22 protein-coding genes and 3 pseudogenes are annotated in these 15,460 nt (G+C 68.1%); 11 read left to right on the forward strand and 14 right to left on the reverse strand.

The features are described from left to right. Positions 1–303: 303 nt before the first annotated feature. Entirely contained in the window at positions 304–1,728 is a 1,425-nt protein-coding gene (locus ACZ3H8_RS16445) for a bifunctional phosphatase PAP2/diacylglycerol kinase family protein (protein ID WP_467402178.1), read from the reverse strand. A 343-nt stretch (positions 1,729–2,071) separates the two neighbouring features. Here ACZ3H8_RS16445 and ACZ3H8_RS16450 point away from each other — a divergent pair, with 343 nt between their 5' ends. Continuing rightward, on the forward strand, positions 2,072–2,875 hold the full coding sequence (locus ACZ3H8_RS16450; protein WP_467402180.1) for a SigB/SigF/SigG family RNA polymerase sigma factor: 804 nt from the start codon (positions 2,072–2,074) through the stop codon (positions 2,873–2,875). 90 nt (positions 2,876–2,965) lie between these two features. On the opposite strand, the gene ACZ3H8_RS16455 is transcribed toward ACZ3H8_RS16450, so the two are convergent. The 4 genes from ACZ3H8_RS16455 to ACZ3H8_RS16470 all read right to left on the reverse strand — a co-directional run bounded on the left by ACZ3H8_RS16455 (position 2,966) and on the right by ACZ3H8_RS16470 (position 5,611). Beyond that, complete coding sequence (locus tag ACZ3H8_RS16455; protein ID WP_467402183.1) at positions 2,966–3,682, reverse strand: GAF and ANTAR domain-containing protein; 717 nt, start codon at positions 3,680–3,682, stop codon at positions 2,966–2,968. Between the two features lie 83 nt (positions 3,683–3,765). Then, positions 3,766–4,524: an ANTAR domain-containing protein gene (locus ACZ3H8_RS16460; RefSeq protein WP_467402184.1), complete on the reverse strand. Its 759-nt coding sequence runs from the start codon at positions 4,522–4,524 to the stop codon at positions 3,766–3,768. Further along, positions 4,524–5,129, reverse strand: coding sequence for a hypothetical protein (locus ACZ3H8_RS16465; protein ID WP_467402187.1), 606 nt, complete (start codon positions 5,127–5,129; stop codon positions 4,524–4,526). Before ACZ3H8_RS16465 ends, ACZ3H8_RS16460 begins: the two co-directional genes overlap by 1 nt. A gap of 56 nt (positions 5,130–5,185) precedes the next feature. Beyond that, positions 5,186–5,611: an STAS domain-containing protein gene (locus ACZ3H8_RS16470; RefSeq protein ID WP_467402189.1), complete on the reverse strand. Its 426-nt coding sequence runs from the start codon at positions 5,609–5,611 to the stop codon at positions 5,186–5,188. Positions 5,612–5,993: 382 nt separating this feature from the next. Here ACZ3H8_RS16470 and ACZ3H8_RS16475 point away from each other — a divergent pair. Next, positions 5,994–6,114: pseudogene (locus ACZ3H8_RS16475) on the forward strand (Asp23/Gls24 family envelope stress response protein); the annotation flags it as partial. 181 nt (positions 6,115–6,295) lie between these two features. Here ACZ3H8_RS16475 and ACZ3H8_RS16480 read toward each other — a convergent pair. The 5 genes from ACZ3H8_RS16480 to ACZ3H8_RS16500 form a co-directional block, all read right to left on the reverse strand. Continuing rightward, positions 6,296–6,436 carry a hydrophobic protein gene (locus ACZ3H8_RS16480; RefSeq protein ID WP_467402192.1) on the reverse strand — a complete coding sequence of 47 codons (141 nt, stop codon included), beginning with the start codon at positions 6,434–6,436 and terminating at the stop codon, positions 6,296–6,298. Positions 6,437–7,012: 576 nt separating this feature from the next. Further along, positions 7,013–7,438 (reverse strand): hypothetical protein, encoded by a 426-nt coding sequence (locus ACZ3H8_RS16485; protein ID WP_467402194.1) that lies wholly within the window; start codon positions 7,436–7,438, stop codon positions 7,013–7,015. Further along, positions 7,435–8,055 (reverse strand): hypothetical protein, encoded by a 621-nt coding sequence (locus tag ACZ3H8_RS16490; RefSeq protein ID WP_467402196.1) that lies wholly within the window; start codon positions 8,053–8,055, stop codon positions 7,435–7,437. Before ACZ3H8_RS16490 ends, ACZ3H8_RS16485 begins: the two co-directional genes overlap by 4 nt. Positions 8,056–8,187: 132 nt before the next feature. Further along, positions 8,188–8,361, reverse strand: a complete 174-nt coding sequence (locus ACZ3H8_RS16495) for a CsbD family protein (RefSeq protein WP_467402199.1) — start codon at positions 8,359–8,361, stop codon at positions 8,188–8,190. 92 nt (positions 8,362–8,453) lie between these two features. Further along, a complete protein-coding gene (locus tag ACZ3H8_RS16500) occupies positions 8,454–8,633 on the reverse strand; it encodes a hydrophobic protein (RefSeq protein WP_373430228.1) in 180 nt (59 codons plus the stop codon). A 950-nt stretch (positions 8,634–9,583) separates the two neighbouring features. On the opposite strand from ACZ3H8_RS16500, the gene ACZ3H8_RS16505 reads away from it, so the two are divergent. Then, entirely contained in the window at positions 9,584–9,940 is a 357-nt protein-coding gene (locus tag ACZ3H8_RS16505) for a PRC-barrel domain-containing protein (protein ID WP_467402200.1), read from the forward strand. Positions 9,941–9,972: 32 nt separating this feature from the next. Next, positions 9,973–10,143 carry a hypothetical protein gene (locus ACZ3H8_RS16510; protein ID WP_307662115.1) on the forward strand — a complete coding sequence of 57 codons (171 nt, stop codon included), beginning with the start codon at positions 9,973–9,975 and terminating at the stop codon, positions 10,141–10,143. A gap of 194 nt (positions 10,144–10,337) precedes the next feature. On the opposite strand, the gene ACZ3H8_RS16515 is transcribed toward ACZ3H8_RS16510, so the two are convergent. Beyond that, positions 10,338–10,493, reverse strand: a complete 156-nt coding sequence (locus ACZ3H8_RS16515) for a DUF6131 family protein (protein WP_467402202.1) — start codon at positions 10,491–10,493, stop codon at positions 10,338–10,340. 168 nt (positions 10,494–10,661) lie between these two features. On the opposite strand from ACZ3H8_RS16515, the gene ACZ3H8_RS16520 reads away from it, so the two are divergent. The 5 genes from ACZ3H8_RS16520 (at position 10,662) to ACZ3H8_RS16540 (ending at position 12,975) form a co-directional block, all read left to right on the forward strand. Next, positions 10,662–11,108, forward strand: coding sequence for a hypothetical protein (locus tag ACZ3H8_RS16520; RefSeq protein ID WP_467402204.1), 447 nt, complete (start codon positions 10,662–10,664; stop codon positions 11,106–11,108). Between the two features lie 90 nt (positions 11,109–11,198). Then, positions 11,199–11,372 (forward strand): CsbD family protein, encoded by a 174-nt coding sequence (locus ACZ3H8_RS16525; protein WP_467402207.1) that lies wholly within the window; start codon positions 11,199–11,201, stop codon positions 11,370–11,372. 328 nt (positions 11,373–11,700) lie between these two features. After that, the gene (locus tag ACZ3H8_RS16530) at positions 11,701–11,961 is read left to right on the forward strand and encodes a hypothetical protein (RefSeq protein WP_467402210.1); all 261 of its coding nucleotides are present in this window, start codon (positions 11,701–11,703) and stop codon (positions 11,959–11,961) included. A gap of 84 nt (positions 11,962–12,045) precedes the next feature. Further along, the gene (locus tag ACZ3H8_RS16535; protein ID WP_467402212.1) at positions 12,046–12,405 is read left to right on the forward strand and encodes an ANTAR domain-containing protein; all 360 of its coding nucleotides are present in this window, start codon (positions 12,046–12,048) and stop codon (positions 12,403–12,405) included. 222 nt (positions 12,406–12,627) lie between these two features. Next, a complete protein-coding gene (locus ACZ3H8_RS16540; RefSeq protein WP_389187799.1) occupies positions 12,628–12,975 on the forward strand; it encodes a PRC-barrel domain containing protein in 348 nt (115 codons plus the stop codon). Here ACZ3H8_RS16540 and ACZ3H8_RS16545 read toward each other — a convergent pair. From ACZ3H8_RS16545 to ACZ3H8_RS16555, 3 genes and pseudogenes are all read right to left on the reverse strand, one after another. Beyond that, complete coding sequence (locus ACZ3H8_RS16545; protein ID WP_467402216.1) at positions 12,881–13,231, reverse strand: DUF6381 family protein; 351 nt, start codon at positions 13,229–13,231, stop codon at positions 12,881–12,883. The genes ACZ3H8_RS16540 and ACZ3H8_RS16545 overlap by 95 nt on opposite strands. Positions 13,232–13,422: 191 nt before the next feature. After that, entirely contained in the window at positions 13,423–13,824 is a 402-nt protein-coding gene (locus tag ACZ3H8_RS16550) for a hypothetical protein (protein WP_467402218.1), read from the reverse strand. Positions 13,825–14,068: 244 nt separating this feature from the next. Next, a pseudogene (locus ACZ3H8_RS16555) lies at positions 14,069–14,825 on the reverse strand (ribonuclease BN). 191 nt (positions 14,826–15,016) lie between these two features. Here ACZ3H8_RS16555 and ACZ3H8_RS16560 point away from each other — a divergent pair. Further along, a pseudogene (locus ACZ3H8_RS16560) lies at positions 15,017–15,118 on the forward strand (PRC-barrel domain containing protein); the annotation flags it as partial. Positions 15,119–15,154: 36 nt separating this feature from the next. After that, a complete protein-coding gene (locus tag ACZ3H8_RS16565) occupies positions 15,155–15,325 on the forward strand; it encodes a hypothetical protein (RefSeq protein ID WP_467402221.1) in 171 nt (56 codons plus the stop codon). Positions 15,326–15,460: the final 135 nt, after the last annotated feature.

Below are 15,460 nucleotides of genomic sequence, written 5' to 3' on the forward strand. Positions count from 1 at the left end.
GCCTGGTGGCCCACTAAGGAGCGCAATGAGCTTGGCCGTGGTGGGCTTGTTTGCCGGGATGGCACTGGGCCGTGATGGCTTGTGCGCCCAAGGGGCGGCACCGGGAGCTGTGACCCCAACCCTCCGGTGCCTTCGTCCTGGCCGGCCGTCGGACGCCTACCCCGAGTAGCCCGCCGCGTGGATCTCAAACACCGGCCCGGCAGCTCCTTGGCTCCCCGGCCGTGGCCCCAACCGGCTGGCCGGGCCGCTGCCATGTGTGTTGCCGGCCCGAGCGGAGCGCGGCACAACCTGATGGCGCAGGGGTCAATGCGGCACCGGTAGGTAGACGGTGAGCGCGCGCGGTGATTTGTCGAGGATGAGCGTGTCGGCGGCCGGGCTTACTTCCCCGTCGCGGGCGTAGTCCCCTTTCTCTCCCATGCCGTCTATGCGCAGCCGCGTCACGGTGGTGGCTTGGTAGACGCGGGAGCGGGCGAGGCTTCCGGTGAGGAAGGCGGTGACGAGGCGGGTGCGGGCGAAGGGGTGGCGGCCGTCGACGGCACGGATGTCGAGCAGCCCGTCATCGAGGCTGCGGCGGTAGGAGGGGGCGAAGCCGGGCGGGTCGTAGCGGCCGTTGCCGGCGAACAGCAGCCACAGCCGCCGGTGTTGTCCGTCGATGGTGACTTTGCTGGGGGTGCCGTCGGCGAGAACGCGGAGCAGGCCGACGCAGAGTGCGGGCCACTTGCCGAGGTACGTCTCCCGGGCTTCGCGGGCTCGGACGAGTTCGGGGTAGGCGCCGATGCTGAACGTGTTGAGGAAGTACGTGCTGGGGCCGGCCGCGCCCGCACTGCCACCGACGGTGATGCGGCCAAGGTCGACGGTTCCGCCGCAGCCCGCCTCCACGGAGTCCGCGGTGGATTTGAGGGTCGGTAATCCGAGGTCGGTGGTGAAGTGGTTGAGGGTGCCGGCGGGGAATACCGCCAATGGCAGGCCGCCTTCAGCGGCCAGGACTGCTGCCGCGTTGACAGTGCCGTCGCCACCGGCGATGCCGAGCGCGCCACCGCGGGCGCCGACGTCCTTGGCGGCCTGGTCGAGCACGAGTTGTAGGTCGTCCCCTCCCTTGCAGAGCCGTATGTCCGCCTCTGGAAGGAGGCTCCGCAGTTCGATTTCGGCGGGGACGTCGCTGCCCGCGCCGCTGTTGACGACTGCGATTAGTCCCTGTCCTGCGGGAAGCGCGGGGACGGGTACGTTCGGCCTGGCGGTCTCGGTGGGCTCGTCCGGGTGCAGTGGCCACCAGCGGCAGGTCGCTGCCGCGATGCCGATGCCGACCGCGACACCCGCGAGTACTTCACCGGGGGAGTGCCCATCGGTGTGAGCGCGGGAGGCCGCGACTCCTGCGGCGATGGGAATGAGGGCAGCGCCCAGCCAGGGCGACTCCAGGGTGACGGCGGTCGCGAAAGCGGCAGCGGAGGCCGCATGCCTGGACGGGAACGCCCTGGTGATGGGCTGTCGGAGAAACCGGTGGATGGACGGTACCGAGTCGGCGGCGAGCGACTGTGCGGCGATGTTGACCGCGGCGGAGGCGAGGACCACTGAGCCGGTGCCGCGCAGGGCGGCGCGACGTGCGCTGCGATTGCCGGACAGGCTCATTACGGCCGCCCCGGCCAGCCACAGCACGCCGTGATCGGCCCGGCCCAGGCGCGGCACTACGCGTTCGATGAATCGCACGTCGCGTTCACGGAGGTGTCCCATCCCGGCCGAGTACCCGCAGCGGTGGCGAACAAGCGGGCGCCCGGTGGGTGAGGACGCGTACCGCGCGCCGTGTCGGAGATCCTCAGCGAGGTCGCACCGGCCTGTTCGGCCATCACGCGCCTGGTGGACGAGCGCCGCCGATCAGTACTCGGTCATGGCGCGCCTCGGACGGCCGCTGATTACTGGAGAAACTCTGTTTGGGGGTGCGTTGTCCGGGAAGGCGACCTGTGTGCTTCGGACCGGAGGCACGCCCGTGGGAGCAACTCTCGCTGCTCCCCAGCGTGCTGCGGTCTGTCGGCTCCCACGGTGAGTGATGACCACCGATCCAGGGAGGCGCGTGCCCATGACGCACGTACGTATGCACAGCACCCGGAACAAGCACCCTCATGACGACGCCCCGGACACTGCGGCCGCGTTCCGCCGTATCAAATCTCTGCCCGACGGCCCGGAGAAGTCCGCGCTTCAGCAGGAGGTGGTGTGTGCCTGGATGCCGATGGCCGTACGGCTCGCACGGCGGTTCCGCAACCGCGGAGAGTCCTTCGAAGACCTCAGGCAGGTCGCCCAACTGGGCTTGGTCAAGGCGGTTTCCCGCTTCGACCCGGATTTCGGCACCGCCTTCGCGAACTTTGCCGTACCGACGATCGTCGGTGAGGTGAAGCGGCATTTCCGCGACTGCCTGTGGGCGGTGCATGTGCCGCGACGCGTCCAGGAGCTGCGGATGGAGGTCCGGTCCGCCGGCAATGAGCTGTGCCGTTCGCTCGACGACCACGGGCCCCCGGTGTCCGAGATCGCCGCGCACACCGGCCTGACCGAGCAGGAAGTGCGGCTGGGCCAGGGGGCTCTGGAGAGCTTCACCACCCTGTCACTGGAAGCGCCGCAGGTCCCCTACGAGGACGACTACTCACTGGCCGAAACCCTCGGCTGTGCGGAACCCGGCTTCGACCGGGTCGTGGACCGCGAGGCGCTCCGGCCGCTGCTGCGGGCGCTGCCCGAGCGTGAACAGCGGATTCTCTACCTGAGGTTCTTCTGCGAGATGACGCAGATCCGCATCGCCGAACAGCTCGGTATCTCCCAGATGCACGTCTCCCGTCTGATCATTCGCACTTGCGCGCAGCTGCGCGACCAGGTGATGGCCGGCGCCGCCTGAAAGAGCTGCCCGCGCCGGCTGTGCGAGCGAGGGCACAGCCTTGCTCATCGGGAAAGGCGCAGTGTGGTTGTGCAACTGCCGTGGCGAGGGTCAGGTGCCCAGGCCGGTGAGGGGTTCGGAGTCGTTGATGAAGGCGCGGGCGAGGTCGGACAGGCGGCGGTTGTGTGCGCGGGCGTAGCCGCGTAGTGCGGTGAAGGCCTGTTCCATGTCGATGCCCTGGCGTTCGGCGAGTTTGCCTTTGGCCTGTTCGATCAGTACGCGGCTGTTCAGCGCGGTCTGCAGCTGTTCGTTGAGGACGTTGCTGCGGTGGGTGGAGCGTTGTTGCAGGAGGCTGATGGTGGCGACGTCGGCCAGGGCTTGGGCGATGGGTGTGCCGACCGGGTCGAAGGGGCCGGGGTGGGTGCGGAAGAGGTTGAGGGCGCCGACGACCTCGTCCCGCAGGCGCATCGGCACGGCTTGGACTGCCGCGAACCCGCTGTGCTGGGCCTGCGCGACGAAGCGCGGCCAGCGGTCGGCCTGCGTGCGCAGGTCGGGGACGATCACCGGTGCGCCGGTGTGGAAGCATTCCAGGCAGGGGCCTTCGTCGTTCTGGAGCTGGAAGAGCTCGAGCAGGCGTACCTGTTCGTCGGAGGCGGCCATGACGCGGAGTTCGCCGTCCCGGTCTGCGAGCAGCACTCCGGCCGCGCTGGCACCGAGCATGCCGACGCACCGGTCGGTCAGCAGGCGCAGGAAGTCGATCAGGTCGAAGTCGGCGACCAGGTTGTCCGCCAACTCGACAAATGTCTTGGCGAGGAGCTGCTCATTCATCGTGCCACCCTCCGTCGAAACTACTCCCGCCGGGGAGGGGCGGGAAGTGCAGCGCAGTGCATCCATCGGCCCGTGCGGGAGTGTCAGGCATCGTCATCGCCTTGATCTGGATCCGTGTTCGGGAAGAAGCTGAGACGGCGGGCGACCACGTCGGCGGCCACCTCAGCGAGCCGGCGCCCTTGGGCATAGGCATAGGCGCGGAGCCGGACGAAGGCTTCTTCGATGCCGACGCCGAGTTGTACGGTGAGGATGCCGGTGGCCTGGTCGATCTCGGCCCGGTACGCGCCCAGGTCCTCGAAGCGCCCGTCCAGCAACATTCCGCCGGCCGTCGCGCCTGTCTCGTCGACCTGCGTATCGAGCAGGACCAGAGTCGCGATATCGGCGAAAGCCAACGCGTCGGCCAGCTCCTCCACATCCAACTGGACCGGCACTCGGGAGTACAGGTCCAGAACTCCAGGGCTGATCGCCCCCATTTGCAGGGGGAGCGCGAAGACGGCCAGTGCTCCGGCTCCCAAGGCCGCATCGGCGAACACGGGCCAGCGGTCCTGCAGTTCATCGGTCCGCAGATCCGGCGTCAGAACGGCGGAGCTTTGAGTGAAGGCATCCACGCACGGCCCCTCACCGAGGGTGAGTTGCAGTTCCTCCAGCTGCTGGCTGATGTCGTCGGTGCTGCACAACGGATGGCTGGCCGCGGTCCGGGACATCGCGGACACTCCGGCCCCGCCGACCGGCAGCGCTGCCACCGCCGCGGTGCACACATCCACCACGCCGACCCGGGCACCACGCAGGGCCGCCTGCTCGGCGACCAGCGCCTGGATCCGCGCCGACCGGCTTTGAGGCATCACCCGGGCCACCGAGTCCAGGCATGGCGGGCAAGCCCGTCCAGTCTCAGGGCCGTTCGCTCCCCGACGGGAAGAACCAGCGCACGGAACATGGTGGGGCCGGGCGGCTTACGGATCTCTCCGATGTCCCGCCAGCCCCAGGACCTGAAGGCAGCGAGGGACGGATGGTCGGCCTCATCGACCAGGGTGACACCGAGCGACGCCTGGTGGTCGGTCAGCAGCCGCTGCTGCAGTCGGCGGGCGATGGCATCGGCCTGCTCGTGCGGAGCGATCAAGATCTTGTTGACCGCGAAGACATTGTCGGACTCGGTGAGTTGCTCGATGCTGGGCGGGAGTGCCCCGTCGAACCCGCGCCACCAGAAGCTGTCGCTCCTCACGGGGAATCCGAAAGCACATCCCACCAAGGCAGTTGACTCCGCGATCGCCATGGCGAACCCCGGCCTCCGGATGTCGCCACTGAGGCGGTGCAGGAACTCTTCCCGGCTGTGGCTGCGGTGTCCCTCACTCGGCGACAGGTCCGAGGACTCCAGGTAAAGATCCGCCAGATCCTCACACAGCTCCTCGGCCTGCCAGCGGTTCACCCGGCGCAGCCGCACCGCGTCCATGGCAGACGAATCGGGACCATCATGGTTCCGCGGCTGCCCCTGCCGGGACCAGGCCATCACAGCACACCGCCCGAGAGGGCAGGCGTGATCGGAGCAGGCCGACGCGGCGAGGCTGGAGCGGTCGGGAGGAGTCCGCCCTGGAGAGGAGCGGGCAGGTGTCCGAGCGGAGGGCCGCGGAGCAGGAAACCGGAGTCGGTGAGTTCGACGAGCCGGGCCACCAGCGGCCGCGGGTAGTGCAGTTGGAGTGATCCACCTGCTGCGGTGGTCCGATGTGACGCGTGGAGGAAAGCGTTGAGGCCGCTGCAGTCGCAGAAGGCGACAGCGGTGAGGTCGATGTCGATGGTGCGGATGCCGTCGCGCAGGCAGTGCTCCAGCGATTCGCGCACCAGCGGGGCTGTGTCGATGTCGATTTCACCGGCCAGGGTGAGCAGCGCTCGGCTTTCTCTGTCGTGCCGGTAGACCTTCAGCTGTGGAATGGGCATGACGCCTCGGTTCAGGAGACCATCCGGGCAGCGGATGCGGCGATGCCGGACTTCCGGCTCCTCGTGGCGCGCTCCCGGCAGGGGCATACTTTCGGCGGAGGCAGGCGAATGACCGGTCCAGCCGGCCTGTGTACCAGGACAGGTACCCACCCAGTTCCCTCCAAGGGGATGCGCCGGGTGACCGGACGGAAGATCCGCTCCCCGCAGCCATCTGTGTTGAGCAACAACATGCCGCCGGGGTCTGGGACGTCCACGTAGCAGCATAGTCCTCAGCGGGGTCCTGTGGGCGGCCGAAAGCCCTTGTTCTCAGGGCCTGGACACTGCCCTGGAGGCGGCAACGCGTGCACATATCCGTTGCACCGCACGGGTGGCTTCGTATGACGGGAGCATCACCGACATCGCCGCACACGTCCGCGGGAATGTGATCGCAGCGGTGAACCGAAACGGGTCTCGAAGTCGTCGAGGTCAACACCTCCCTCAACGACGTTCACTTGCCGGACGACAGGCGGAAGAGACCACCGAGAGCCGGGTGGCTCCCGGACCTCTTCGGCCGCTCCTGGCGCCGGTCGGCTGACCAGCCCGCTCGACCTGGCGGCGCACCCTGCGCTTCGCGCTGCCGGTCCACTGACCTGGTTCCCTCGACGCCGGTCCCCGGTTCCGCGGGTGGGACGGGCCTGGCGCGGGTTACCGGTGGCTGTGGGCGGATCGGCCTCCGCCGCCGACGGCGAAGCTGAGGATCCAGACGGCCAGGAGTACGACCGCGACGCACCAAAGGATCAGCATCGGGAAGCCGAACCCGAACAGAATCAGCAGGAGAAGAAGCATCCAGAGAAGCATGGCCAGGCCTTCAGGTCGCGGATTGTTCCTGTGTTCCGCGGGGTCCCGGCGAAGCGAAAGGAGGAGGACTTCGCCCGGAGAGTCCGAAGCGTCATAGCCCTGCACCGTCGTCGTCAGTCAACGCCGGGCAACGTCTCCTGTCAACGGATCAGCAGGACCGGGGAGTTCTGGGGCTTGAGTTCGAGGTTGCTGGTGCCAGAAGCGCCTCGGGGGAGGCCAGGCCCGACCCGGCCGGTGGCAGGAGACATGGACCTCCCACTGGGACAGGGATGGTGGCAGCCTCCCTTTCCAGGACGAGCTGAACCCTTCGTCGTAAAGGAACGGGCGTGAGCAGTGCAGCTCCGGGCCACATGGCCCGAGGCGGCACCGCTTCCTCGCCCGGTGAGAATCTGACCGATCAGTAACGTCGGTCCATCGGGGTGACAGGTGCCGATCGGACGCTGTGGATCACTCGAGGCGGGTGGGAGTCATGCAGTCTGCCGCCGGTGCCGCGGCTCGGAGATCAACAACCGCCTCCAAGTTCAACGCCGACGGCCTCCCGCTCCGACCTGCATGGCCGGCCACTCACATGCGCAGCAGCCGCTCGGTGATCTCACGGTACTGCCGTAGTGCGAGCCGCAGTTCCTCTGTCTCCACTTCGGTGTCCTGGCCCTGCCAGCTCGCTCGCAGGACGCACCGCCGTTCGGCGAGTGCCTCGGTGAGGTGGGTGGAGACTTCGTCGAAGGCGCTGTCTGCCTGCTCCACCGCCTGGCGCGGGTTCTCGACGAAGTTGTTGAGAGCCTGCTGGAGGCGGATGGCCAGCTTGTCCCGTTCCCCCTGCGGGAACAACTGCTGTTCCGAGCCCCGGGTGCGGGCGGGGCTGTCGGCGCTGCTGACCGGATCGCGCGGTTGCCGGGCCGGTTCGGTGCGAGGTGCGTGCGGGGCGTTCTGCTCAGCGGGAGCCGGGCTCTGGGCCGGGGGCCGCCGTGCGTGCTCCGCGTTGTACGTCATCGCGTGCCACTTCCCTTCGCGTGGTGCCGGCTACGAGTCCACGGCGTGTGTCGATGGTCGTCGGGGGATTGCTGACGGCGTCGGCCCGAGTCGGCCGACTGTTCTGTGATCAGTGCGTCGAAGAGGCCTCGAGCCTCGACCATGGCCTCCCGCATCTCTTCCGTGCCGCCCTGGCCACGCGCCACCGTGTGCACCCTGAGGTAGCCCTCGACATGGTCGGCGTGGTGCACCGAAATCGCGGCCGCCTGCTCCTCGAACTGCTCGCCGTCGGGGAAGCCCCGGTCCTTCGCCAGCCGCGCCAGCAGCGCGTCGGCCTCGGTGACCGCCTTCTGCGGCGACTCCACGAACTGCTCCTGGATTCCGGCCCACTGGGCCACGTACTGCTCGCGGGCCTCGGGCGGCAGCGGCTGCTCCTCGAGGGAACCGTGCCGCTTCACTCGCTCGCCGAGCTCCCGCTCTGCCGCCTTGGTGTCGCCGTCGTGGCGAGCGACGGCACGGTCGTACTCGGGGCCGAAGCGCCGCTTCAACCCGCGCCCCCCACCGTCCCGGCCGAGTCCGGCGAAGAGGGCGGCGGCCACGACAACGACGGCCACGGCAATGATCACGGCCGTGAACATGGCTGCCCTCTCTGGCTCTCGTGTTGTAATTCGCTCTGCTGCATTCCCATCAACCCCTCTCGGCTCGTGCCCGGCATTGTTGCCTGCCGGGTGATGCCCACACGATGTGACCACCACCCGGGGCGGTGGTGGTCAGCGCCTGAAGGCGTCCTTGGCCTTCCCGCCGGACTGCTTCAGGTTGCCGACGACTCGGTCGGTCTTCCCTTGCCTCTTCAGCCGCGTGTTGCGGGTGGCTCGGCCAATGCCCTCCGTGATCCGGCCCTTGAGTTCCTGTGCCTTGTTCCTGATCTTCTGTTCAAAGCTCATGACTGTCCTCTACTCGTCACTGGGGTGGGGCTCCCGCGCGGGATTGCCGTACAACTCGCCATTCCCGCGGGCGGGACGGGGCCTGGTACGGGCTACCCGCGGCTTCTGCCGTATCGACGCCCGCCTCGACTGCGACCACCACGGCGGCCGCGCATGGCGAACCCGGCGATCCAGACGACCAGCAGTACAACCGCGACGTACCAGAGGATTTGCATGGTGAAGCCGAACCCGAACAGAACCAGGATCAGCAGAAGGAGAAGAATCCAGAGCAGCATGGCTGCGCCTCCACGCGGTCACAGGGACATGTCCTGCGTTCCGCGGGGGCTGGGCGAAGCGAAGGTGAAGGCTTTGCCCGGGGAATCCGGAGCACCACAGCCCTACGCCGTCGGTGTCAGTCAACGCCCGTCGGCGACCCCTGTCAACGTGCCCGAGTTGCTGGGGAGTTGTGCTGGGGCGGTTGGGGCCGCTGGTGTCGACGGAGCCTCGGCAGGGGCTTCAGGCGGCTCGGCCGGTGGCAGGACATGGTCCTCCCACCAGGACAGGCCCATCACGGTGCCGAGCAGGACGAAGGGGAGTGCAGCCGGAACGATCAGCGCGTACATGTGTACCGCCAGTTGTCGGACACGTGCGACGTGGCGGGCAACGGAAGAGGTGCCCACATGGGGCGCATCGAGGCGGCGCCGGGATCGCATAGCGACGGCGACTGCGGAACGGCCACGCTCGTGACGAGGCGGGCTCCGGCATCGATGCGCAAGGTGCGCCCCCGAGGGAGCGCGGTAACTTCTCGACGCTGCCGGGGGCCCGGGCTGCACCACACAAGCTAGTCGTCGACGCACACCCTGAACAGGCGTCAGGGGCATCCGGCGACGGGCAGGGCTGTCCCACGCAGGGCTGTCTACGGCGTACGGGCAGGACTGCGCTGGTCGGAGAGTCCTGAGCCCCCGGCAGCGATGACGTGTTCCGCTCCGAGGAACTCGTGGCGCACAGAGGGGCCGGTTTCTCCCCCATCGCCCTGGGTGCTCTCCACTTGGGGGAGGCTGCGCAGAGATCACCTTCGGGAGCGCGATGCGAAGCCCATGAGCGGTCGCAGCGTGCGTGCGCTGGTTTCGGCGAGCAGACAGAGACACACTGAGGAGTGCGTAGGCCACAGGCCCGAGTCCAAGTGCTGCTGCCAGATGAACGCGCACGCCCCGAGCCTCGGGGCCTCACGAAGGGACCCAGGATGATCCAGGTGGGCGATATCCGCGACTGGCGCGGTCACGACGTCGTCGACCGCGACGGCCACAAGATCGGCGTGCTGGAAGCGATCTACGTGGACACCAGCACCGACGAGCCGGCCATGGCGACCGTCCAGGTCGGTCTGCCCACTCGTCACCGCCTGGTCTTCGTACCGCTGGACGGCGCGACCGTAGGGCCGGGTCACGTCAGGGTCGCCCACGACAAGGCGTTGGTGAAGGAGTGCCCCTCGATCGGCACGGACGACGTCCTGCCCGCTGAGGAGGAGGAACCGATCTTCCGGCACTACGGCCTGACCTACCAGCCGGGCACCGACGGTGAGCGGCAGCTCGCCCGGCGCTGAGCGCCCGCTCCTACGAAGGAGGCATCCGCCTCATGGTCCTGTTCCTTCTCGTGCTCGTCGTGGCCATCGTGCTGGGCATCATCGGAGTGGCCGTCGAGGGCATGCTCTATCTGCTCTCCATCGGCGTCGTGCTCCTCGTCGCCGGTGTGGCGTACCTCGCTGTTCGCTCCGCATTGGGCTCACGCCGACGCCCGGTCCGCTGACGCGTCGGCTCACACCCTGTCCGCCGAGCGCCGAACGTCGCCCGAGAGTACCGCCGGGTGGCCGCACGCCTGTTGCGCGTGCCGACGCCGCGGGAGGGTGGTCGTGCCGACATGCGGCAGGGCGAAGACCGGTCCGGATGCCGGGTCGTGCTGCCAGGAACGGATTGGGATGATGCGCGGGGGGCCTGCACCCTCTACCAGTAGTGCCGTCGTCCGCGGACCGCGTGACCGAGCGATCCCAGGATCCACAGGACTGCCCCGATGACGAGCAGAATGATCCCGATGGTCCACAGGATGGCGATGTTGGCCACGAAGCCGATGACGAGCAGGATGATTCCGAGGACGATCATGGTGTCCTCCGATCTCGCGGAGTAAATCTCCCTGCCTCGCTGGTCCCCGCCCGCTTTTGGGACAAACCCTTGCACGGTGTTCGGATAACGACGGCCCCTGTGGCAGTGGCTTCCTGGACGACGCAGATCTACCGTAGGGAGATACGAAGCAGATCCTTGGAGCGCGTCATGATCGTCATCCTCGGACTCATCATCCTGCTCGCCGCGGTAGTCGTCGGCGTGGCCGCTGTTGTCACCAACAGTGGCAGCGCGCATGAGCTCACCGGCGGGTTCTCGGTATTCGGCTTCGAGGCGACCGGCTCCACCGGCACGCTCTTCCTCTACGGCATCGTCGTCGGGGCGGCGGCGCTGTTCGGGCTGAGCCTGCTCCTGGCCGGTGCACGCCGCACCACTCGCCGGGGCAGCACCGGGCGCCACGGAATCAGGCAGTCGCGCCGGGAGACGGCCGCGGCCGGCCAGGGTCGCGACGACCTGATCGACCAACGAGAGACCCCCCGCGCGGAGACGCCGAATGCGCAGGGGAACCACTCACCCCAAGGCGATCGCCCTCTCGACCGGGGCAGCGGTCGTCGGAGCAGGCCGCACTGGTTCGGGCACCGATCCGCCCCCCAGTAGGCCGCCGCCGCACGCGCAGGTCGCTCACCGGCAAGCGGCCACCGATGTCCCCCGTCGCACCCCAACAGAAACTCACCCAGGTGGCCACCCATGAGTATCGCGAAGAAGATTGCGCACAAAGCCGAGGCGGTGAAAGGCGGCGCCAAGAAGACTGTCGGCCGCGTCACCGGCAGTCGGCGCCTGCAGGCCGAAGGCCGCGGTGGTCAGGCGAAGGGCAACATCAAGCAGGCTGGCGCGAAGATCAAGGACGCCTTCAAACACTGACCACTCAGCCCCGCACCAGCCGGTGGAGCGGCACCAGGTCAGGTCCCGCTCCCCGGCACCTGGAGAAGACGCGGGCGTAGGGCCGGAACTCCGTATTGATGTGCACCTGTCGTTGGGGCCGGTGATGTGCGGCTGGGCGCCTATGTGGGCCAGGTCCTCCAGCTGTTCGCGCACGAACTCGTCCCCGAGCTGGTGTCAAGTAGGCGTCTACGCCCGGCAGTACGAGTCGGCAGGGGGCGCTATCCGCAACCCATGGGCAGGGCTATGCTGCTCGGTGAGGCCCCAGCCCCCGGCAGCGATGACCTGTTCCGCTGTGGGGAGGCCCGCCATGTTCGTTCTGCTTCTCATCTTCGTCGTGGCTCTGATCGGCTTCGGCTTCCTCAACCCTATGTGGTGGGTGGCCGCAGCCGTGTTGATCTTTGGCCTTGTCCACTACGGCCGCGGTGGTTCCGGGCGCCGGGGCCATGGCGACGATCCCGATTACCGGGACTACCGCGATCAACAGGACCGCTGGGACCGCCGATACAGTCGGCAACGCCGGAGCCGCTGGAATCGCCAGGACCGTCGGGACCACGATCATCGCAGGTGAGCGACGGGGTGACCCTGTATCCAGACGCTCGGGGGTGTCCTTCGCTCCGGCCGGACGCTATGACTGCGCTGCGAGGTATGCACCATGCGTCAGACGATCACGATCCATGAAGAGCAGCGGACTTTCACGGCTGTGGGCTCGGTGGCAGACGCCGCTCTGGTCGCGGAAATTCTGGAACTGCAGGCCGAGAATGAACAGTTGAGCCGGGCGCTGGCCAGTCGTGCGGTGATCGACCAGGCGCGTGGCATGGTGATGGCCCTGGCGCCGTGTTCCGGTGAGAGGGCCTGGGGCCTGCTGGTGGACGTATCGCAGCACTGCAACGTCAAACTCAGGGACGTAGCCGCGGCCCTGGTAGCCACCACGGAGGACGAGGCCCTCCCCGACGCCATGCAACAGGCGCTGCGGCATGCCTTGCGCCGCCTCCACGCAGCGGACCGCCGGTGACAGCGAGCGCCCGCCAGGCGGCACCGGAAGTTGTGACCTCGACCCTCCAGTGCGTTCGTCCTGGCTGTCGCTCCGGAGCGGGGAATCCGCGGTGCCGAGTTCCCGGCGTTCGAAGCTCGGTCGGGGTGTTTGGTGACGTGCGATGGGGGGACTCGGCCAGCGGCAGGGTGGGGAAAAAGAATCTGCCCTTCTGTTCTGGTGAGATTCGAGGAGGGGAATTTCGTGAGTGATCTCTGGGGTTACGCTCGGGCCGCCGGCCACAACGCAGGAAATAGCCTGGTCGGCTTCAAGGTAGAAGCCACTGACGGCAGCATTGGAAAGATCGACAAGCATTCCGACGAGGTCGGCGCGGCCTGCATTGTGGTCGACACCGGTGTGTGGATTTTCGGCAAGGACGTACTGCTGCCGGCGGGCATCATCGAGCGCGTGGACGTTTCCGAGCGGAAGGTGTACGTGTCCCGGACGAAGGACGAGATCAAGGACGCGCCGGAGTTCGACAAGGAAAAGCACCTGGGAGACCCGGACTACCACCAGCGTCTTGGCTCCTACTACCAGCACCCGCGTGGCTGACCTCAGTCGCGTGTAACTGCCTGCGGTGGCGGCCGGCGGCCGGACCGCCACCGGGGCGAACCAGGGGTGGACCCCGATCGTCGAGAGTGAAGCCGTCGTGGTCCGAGTTGTAGGACCAGCTGCCTTCTTGGACCCAGGTTTCCTGGAGCTTCTGACGCTCCAGCGGGTCGCTCGTGCGCTCCGCACGCTCGGTCAGCCGCTGGGCCTTCTCGCGCATCTGCTGCGCTCGGCTGCCGGATTCGCCTGCGACGCTCATGATCCCTGACCGGCGGCCGGGGGCAGCGAGAACCTGTTGCTCAGATCGTGTTCGCGGCGGGCTGCGGCGATTGCGCAGACGGCCAGTGGCGCGTGACCCGACGCTGGCCGAGAGCGGTGGTGGCACGGGACCCTGGAATTGATCAGGCTTCAGTGGAAGGGCATTCTGCAGGCACCGCAGCTGGACGGTACTCACGGTTGCTCATCGCGCCCGGGTGCCCGCCATGATGGGCCGACGGGTCGTGAGGGCCGGGCCGGTGGTCGGGTGCTGAGCAGGCGTTCGAAGAAGGATCGGTATTGGCGCAGGGCCAGGGGCAGGTCCTCGATGGCGACCTCCTCGCTGCGGTGCCATTGGCTTTCAATCCCCTGCTTGCGGTCCGCGAATGTGGTGGCAAGCAGCTGCATCACCTCGGCGACGAGCCCGTCTGCCGCAAGCACCGACTGCTGCGGGTCATCGACGAATCCCTGCCGGATCTCCTGCCACCTGGTGCGGAGGCATTCTGTTTCCTGGGGCCCGAGGAGCGGGGCAGTATCGGGCTCCGGCGCGGACGCGTCGTGTTCGCCGGCTACGGCGTCCGGCTCCCCTCCGGCCATCGCGCGAAGAGCATGGACGGCGACGGCGATGCAGGTCGGCGAAGCGCCGCAGGCGAGGGCTCGGGTCCCGGGACCGAACCCGCAGTGAGCGACGCACCCTGGCCGCCAGCGGAAAGCAGCGGCCCTCAAACGGCACCGCGCAGGCAATGATGCCGGGCTGTCCACGCCCTGCTCCGGCGGTGACTGCCCACCCATCGGAGGGCTTGGGCTCCTGCCCGAGTCAGGCGTGACCAGCTCCGGGATCTCACCCTTGCCGTTTCAGTGCATGTGCCGCGCGTGGGAACTCTTCGTGCATCAGCCGGCCGACCAGGGCACCGCCGAAGACGACGACGCCCGCGCCGACCAGCCAGGACTGGATGACCAGGACGGTTCCAATGGCCCCGTAGGTAACAGCGGTGGATGCGATCAGCGGTGAGAAGACGAGCCGGGAGAAGACCCTGAGACCGAGCAGCTCGATCACGGTGGCCACCGCGCCGGGAAACAGGGCGCGCCAGCGGACCCGCCCGCCGAGCAGCAATCGCTGGGACCACCAGAAGAACAGGACGGCGCTCAGCGCAGCGGCGAAGGCACCGGCCGGGGACTCTCGCCGCAGAGTGGTGGTGGCGGAGACGAAGAGGTAGCCGGTGAGTACGCCGAGCCACCACGTGCCGCCAGCGGGCCGACGGCAGGTCCCATACCTTCTCGTAGCCGGCCTGCACCGCCGCTCCGAAGGTCAGGCCGAAGACGGCGAGGGCGGCGATGCCGAACGCGGTCGTGGCCCGCAGCGCCTGGCCGGGCCGGGTGAACAGCTGCTCCACCTCCTCTCTGGAGGCGGTCGATACGCCGAGTCCTGCCGCCAGCCACTGCGCGAACCCCCGCCCATGCTCTGGATCGGCCGAGGACACAATGATCAGCAGCGGCACCAGCGTCAGAAACCCCAGCGCCGCGAAACCCAGCGAACGCGGCCCCAACTCCAGATCGCTGCTCCGACGCCATCCGCGCCCGACTGGTGAATGGCTGATCGCGCGGCGTAGCCGTCCGAACAGAGATGCAGGGCCTGCTCTGCATTGGATGGCTTCATCGGCATGCCTGTCGACTACCACGGTCGATACCGTCGTCGCGCGAGGGCGCGGTGCGCGGGTTCCCGGATAGCCTGGAAGAGCAAAAGGCCCGCCGATCTTGACTGGTTGCGACTCCTTGTGTGGCGGTTCCGGACGACATCCTGCCAGCCGAGGCAGAGGAAGCGATCTTCCAGCACTACGACATGCCCTACCAGCCGGGCGCGGGCGGCGAGAGGCAACTCGCGCGCCGCTGACCGCCCCACGCTCCGTCCGAAGGAGGCGTCCGCGTCATGACCCTCTTCCTGCTCCTCGCCCTGGTGGCTGTCGTGCTGGGAATCATCGGCGCGGTGGCAGAGGGCCTGGGCTATCTGCTGATCATCGGCATCGTGCTCCTCGGGGCCGACCTGGCCTTCATCGCCGTGCGGTGGTCCCGGCGCTCTGGTGGGCGCCCCCTCCGATAACACCGGTGGCCAACGGCCGCTTTGTGACAGCGAATTCGCACACCCCACGCACTGGGTGACGCAGCTCACAGATAATGCGTCTCATTATTCGAGACAGCTGCTCGTCGATGGGGTGTGGACGGCATGCCAATGCCC

It is taken from the genome of Streptomyces sp. NPDC002868 (genome assembly GCF_055563295.1).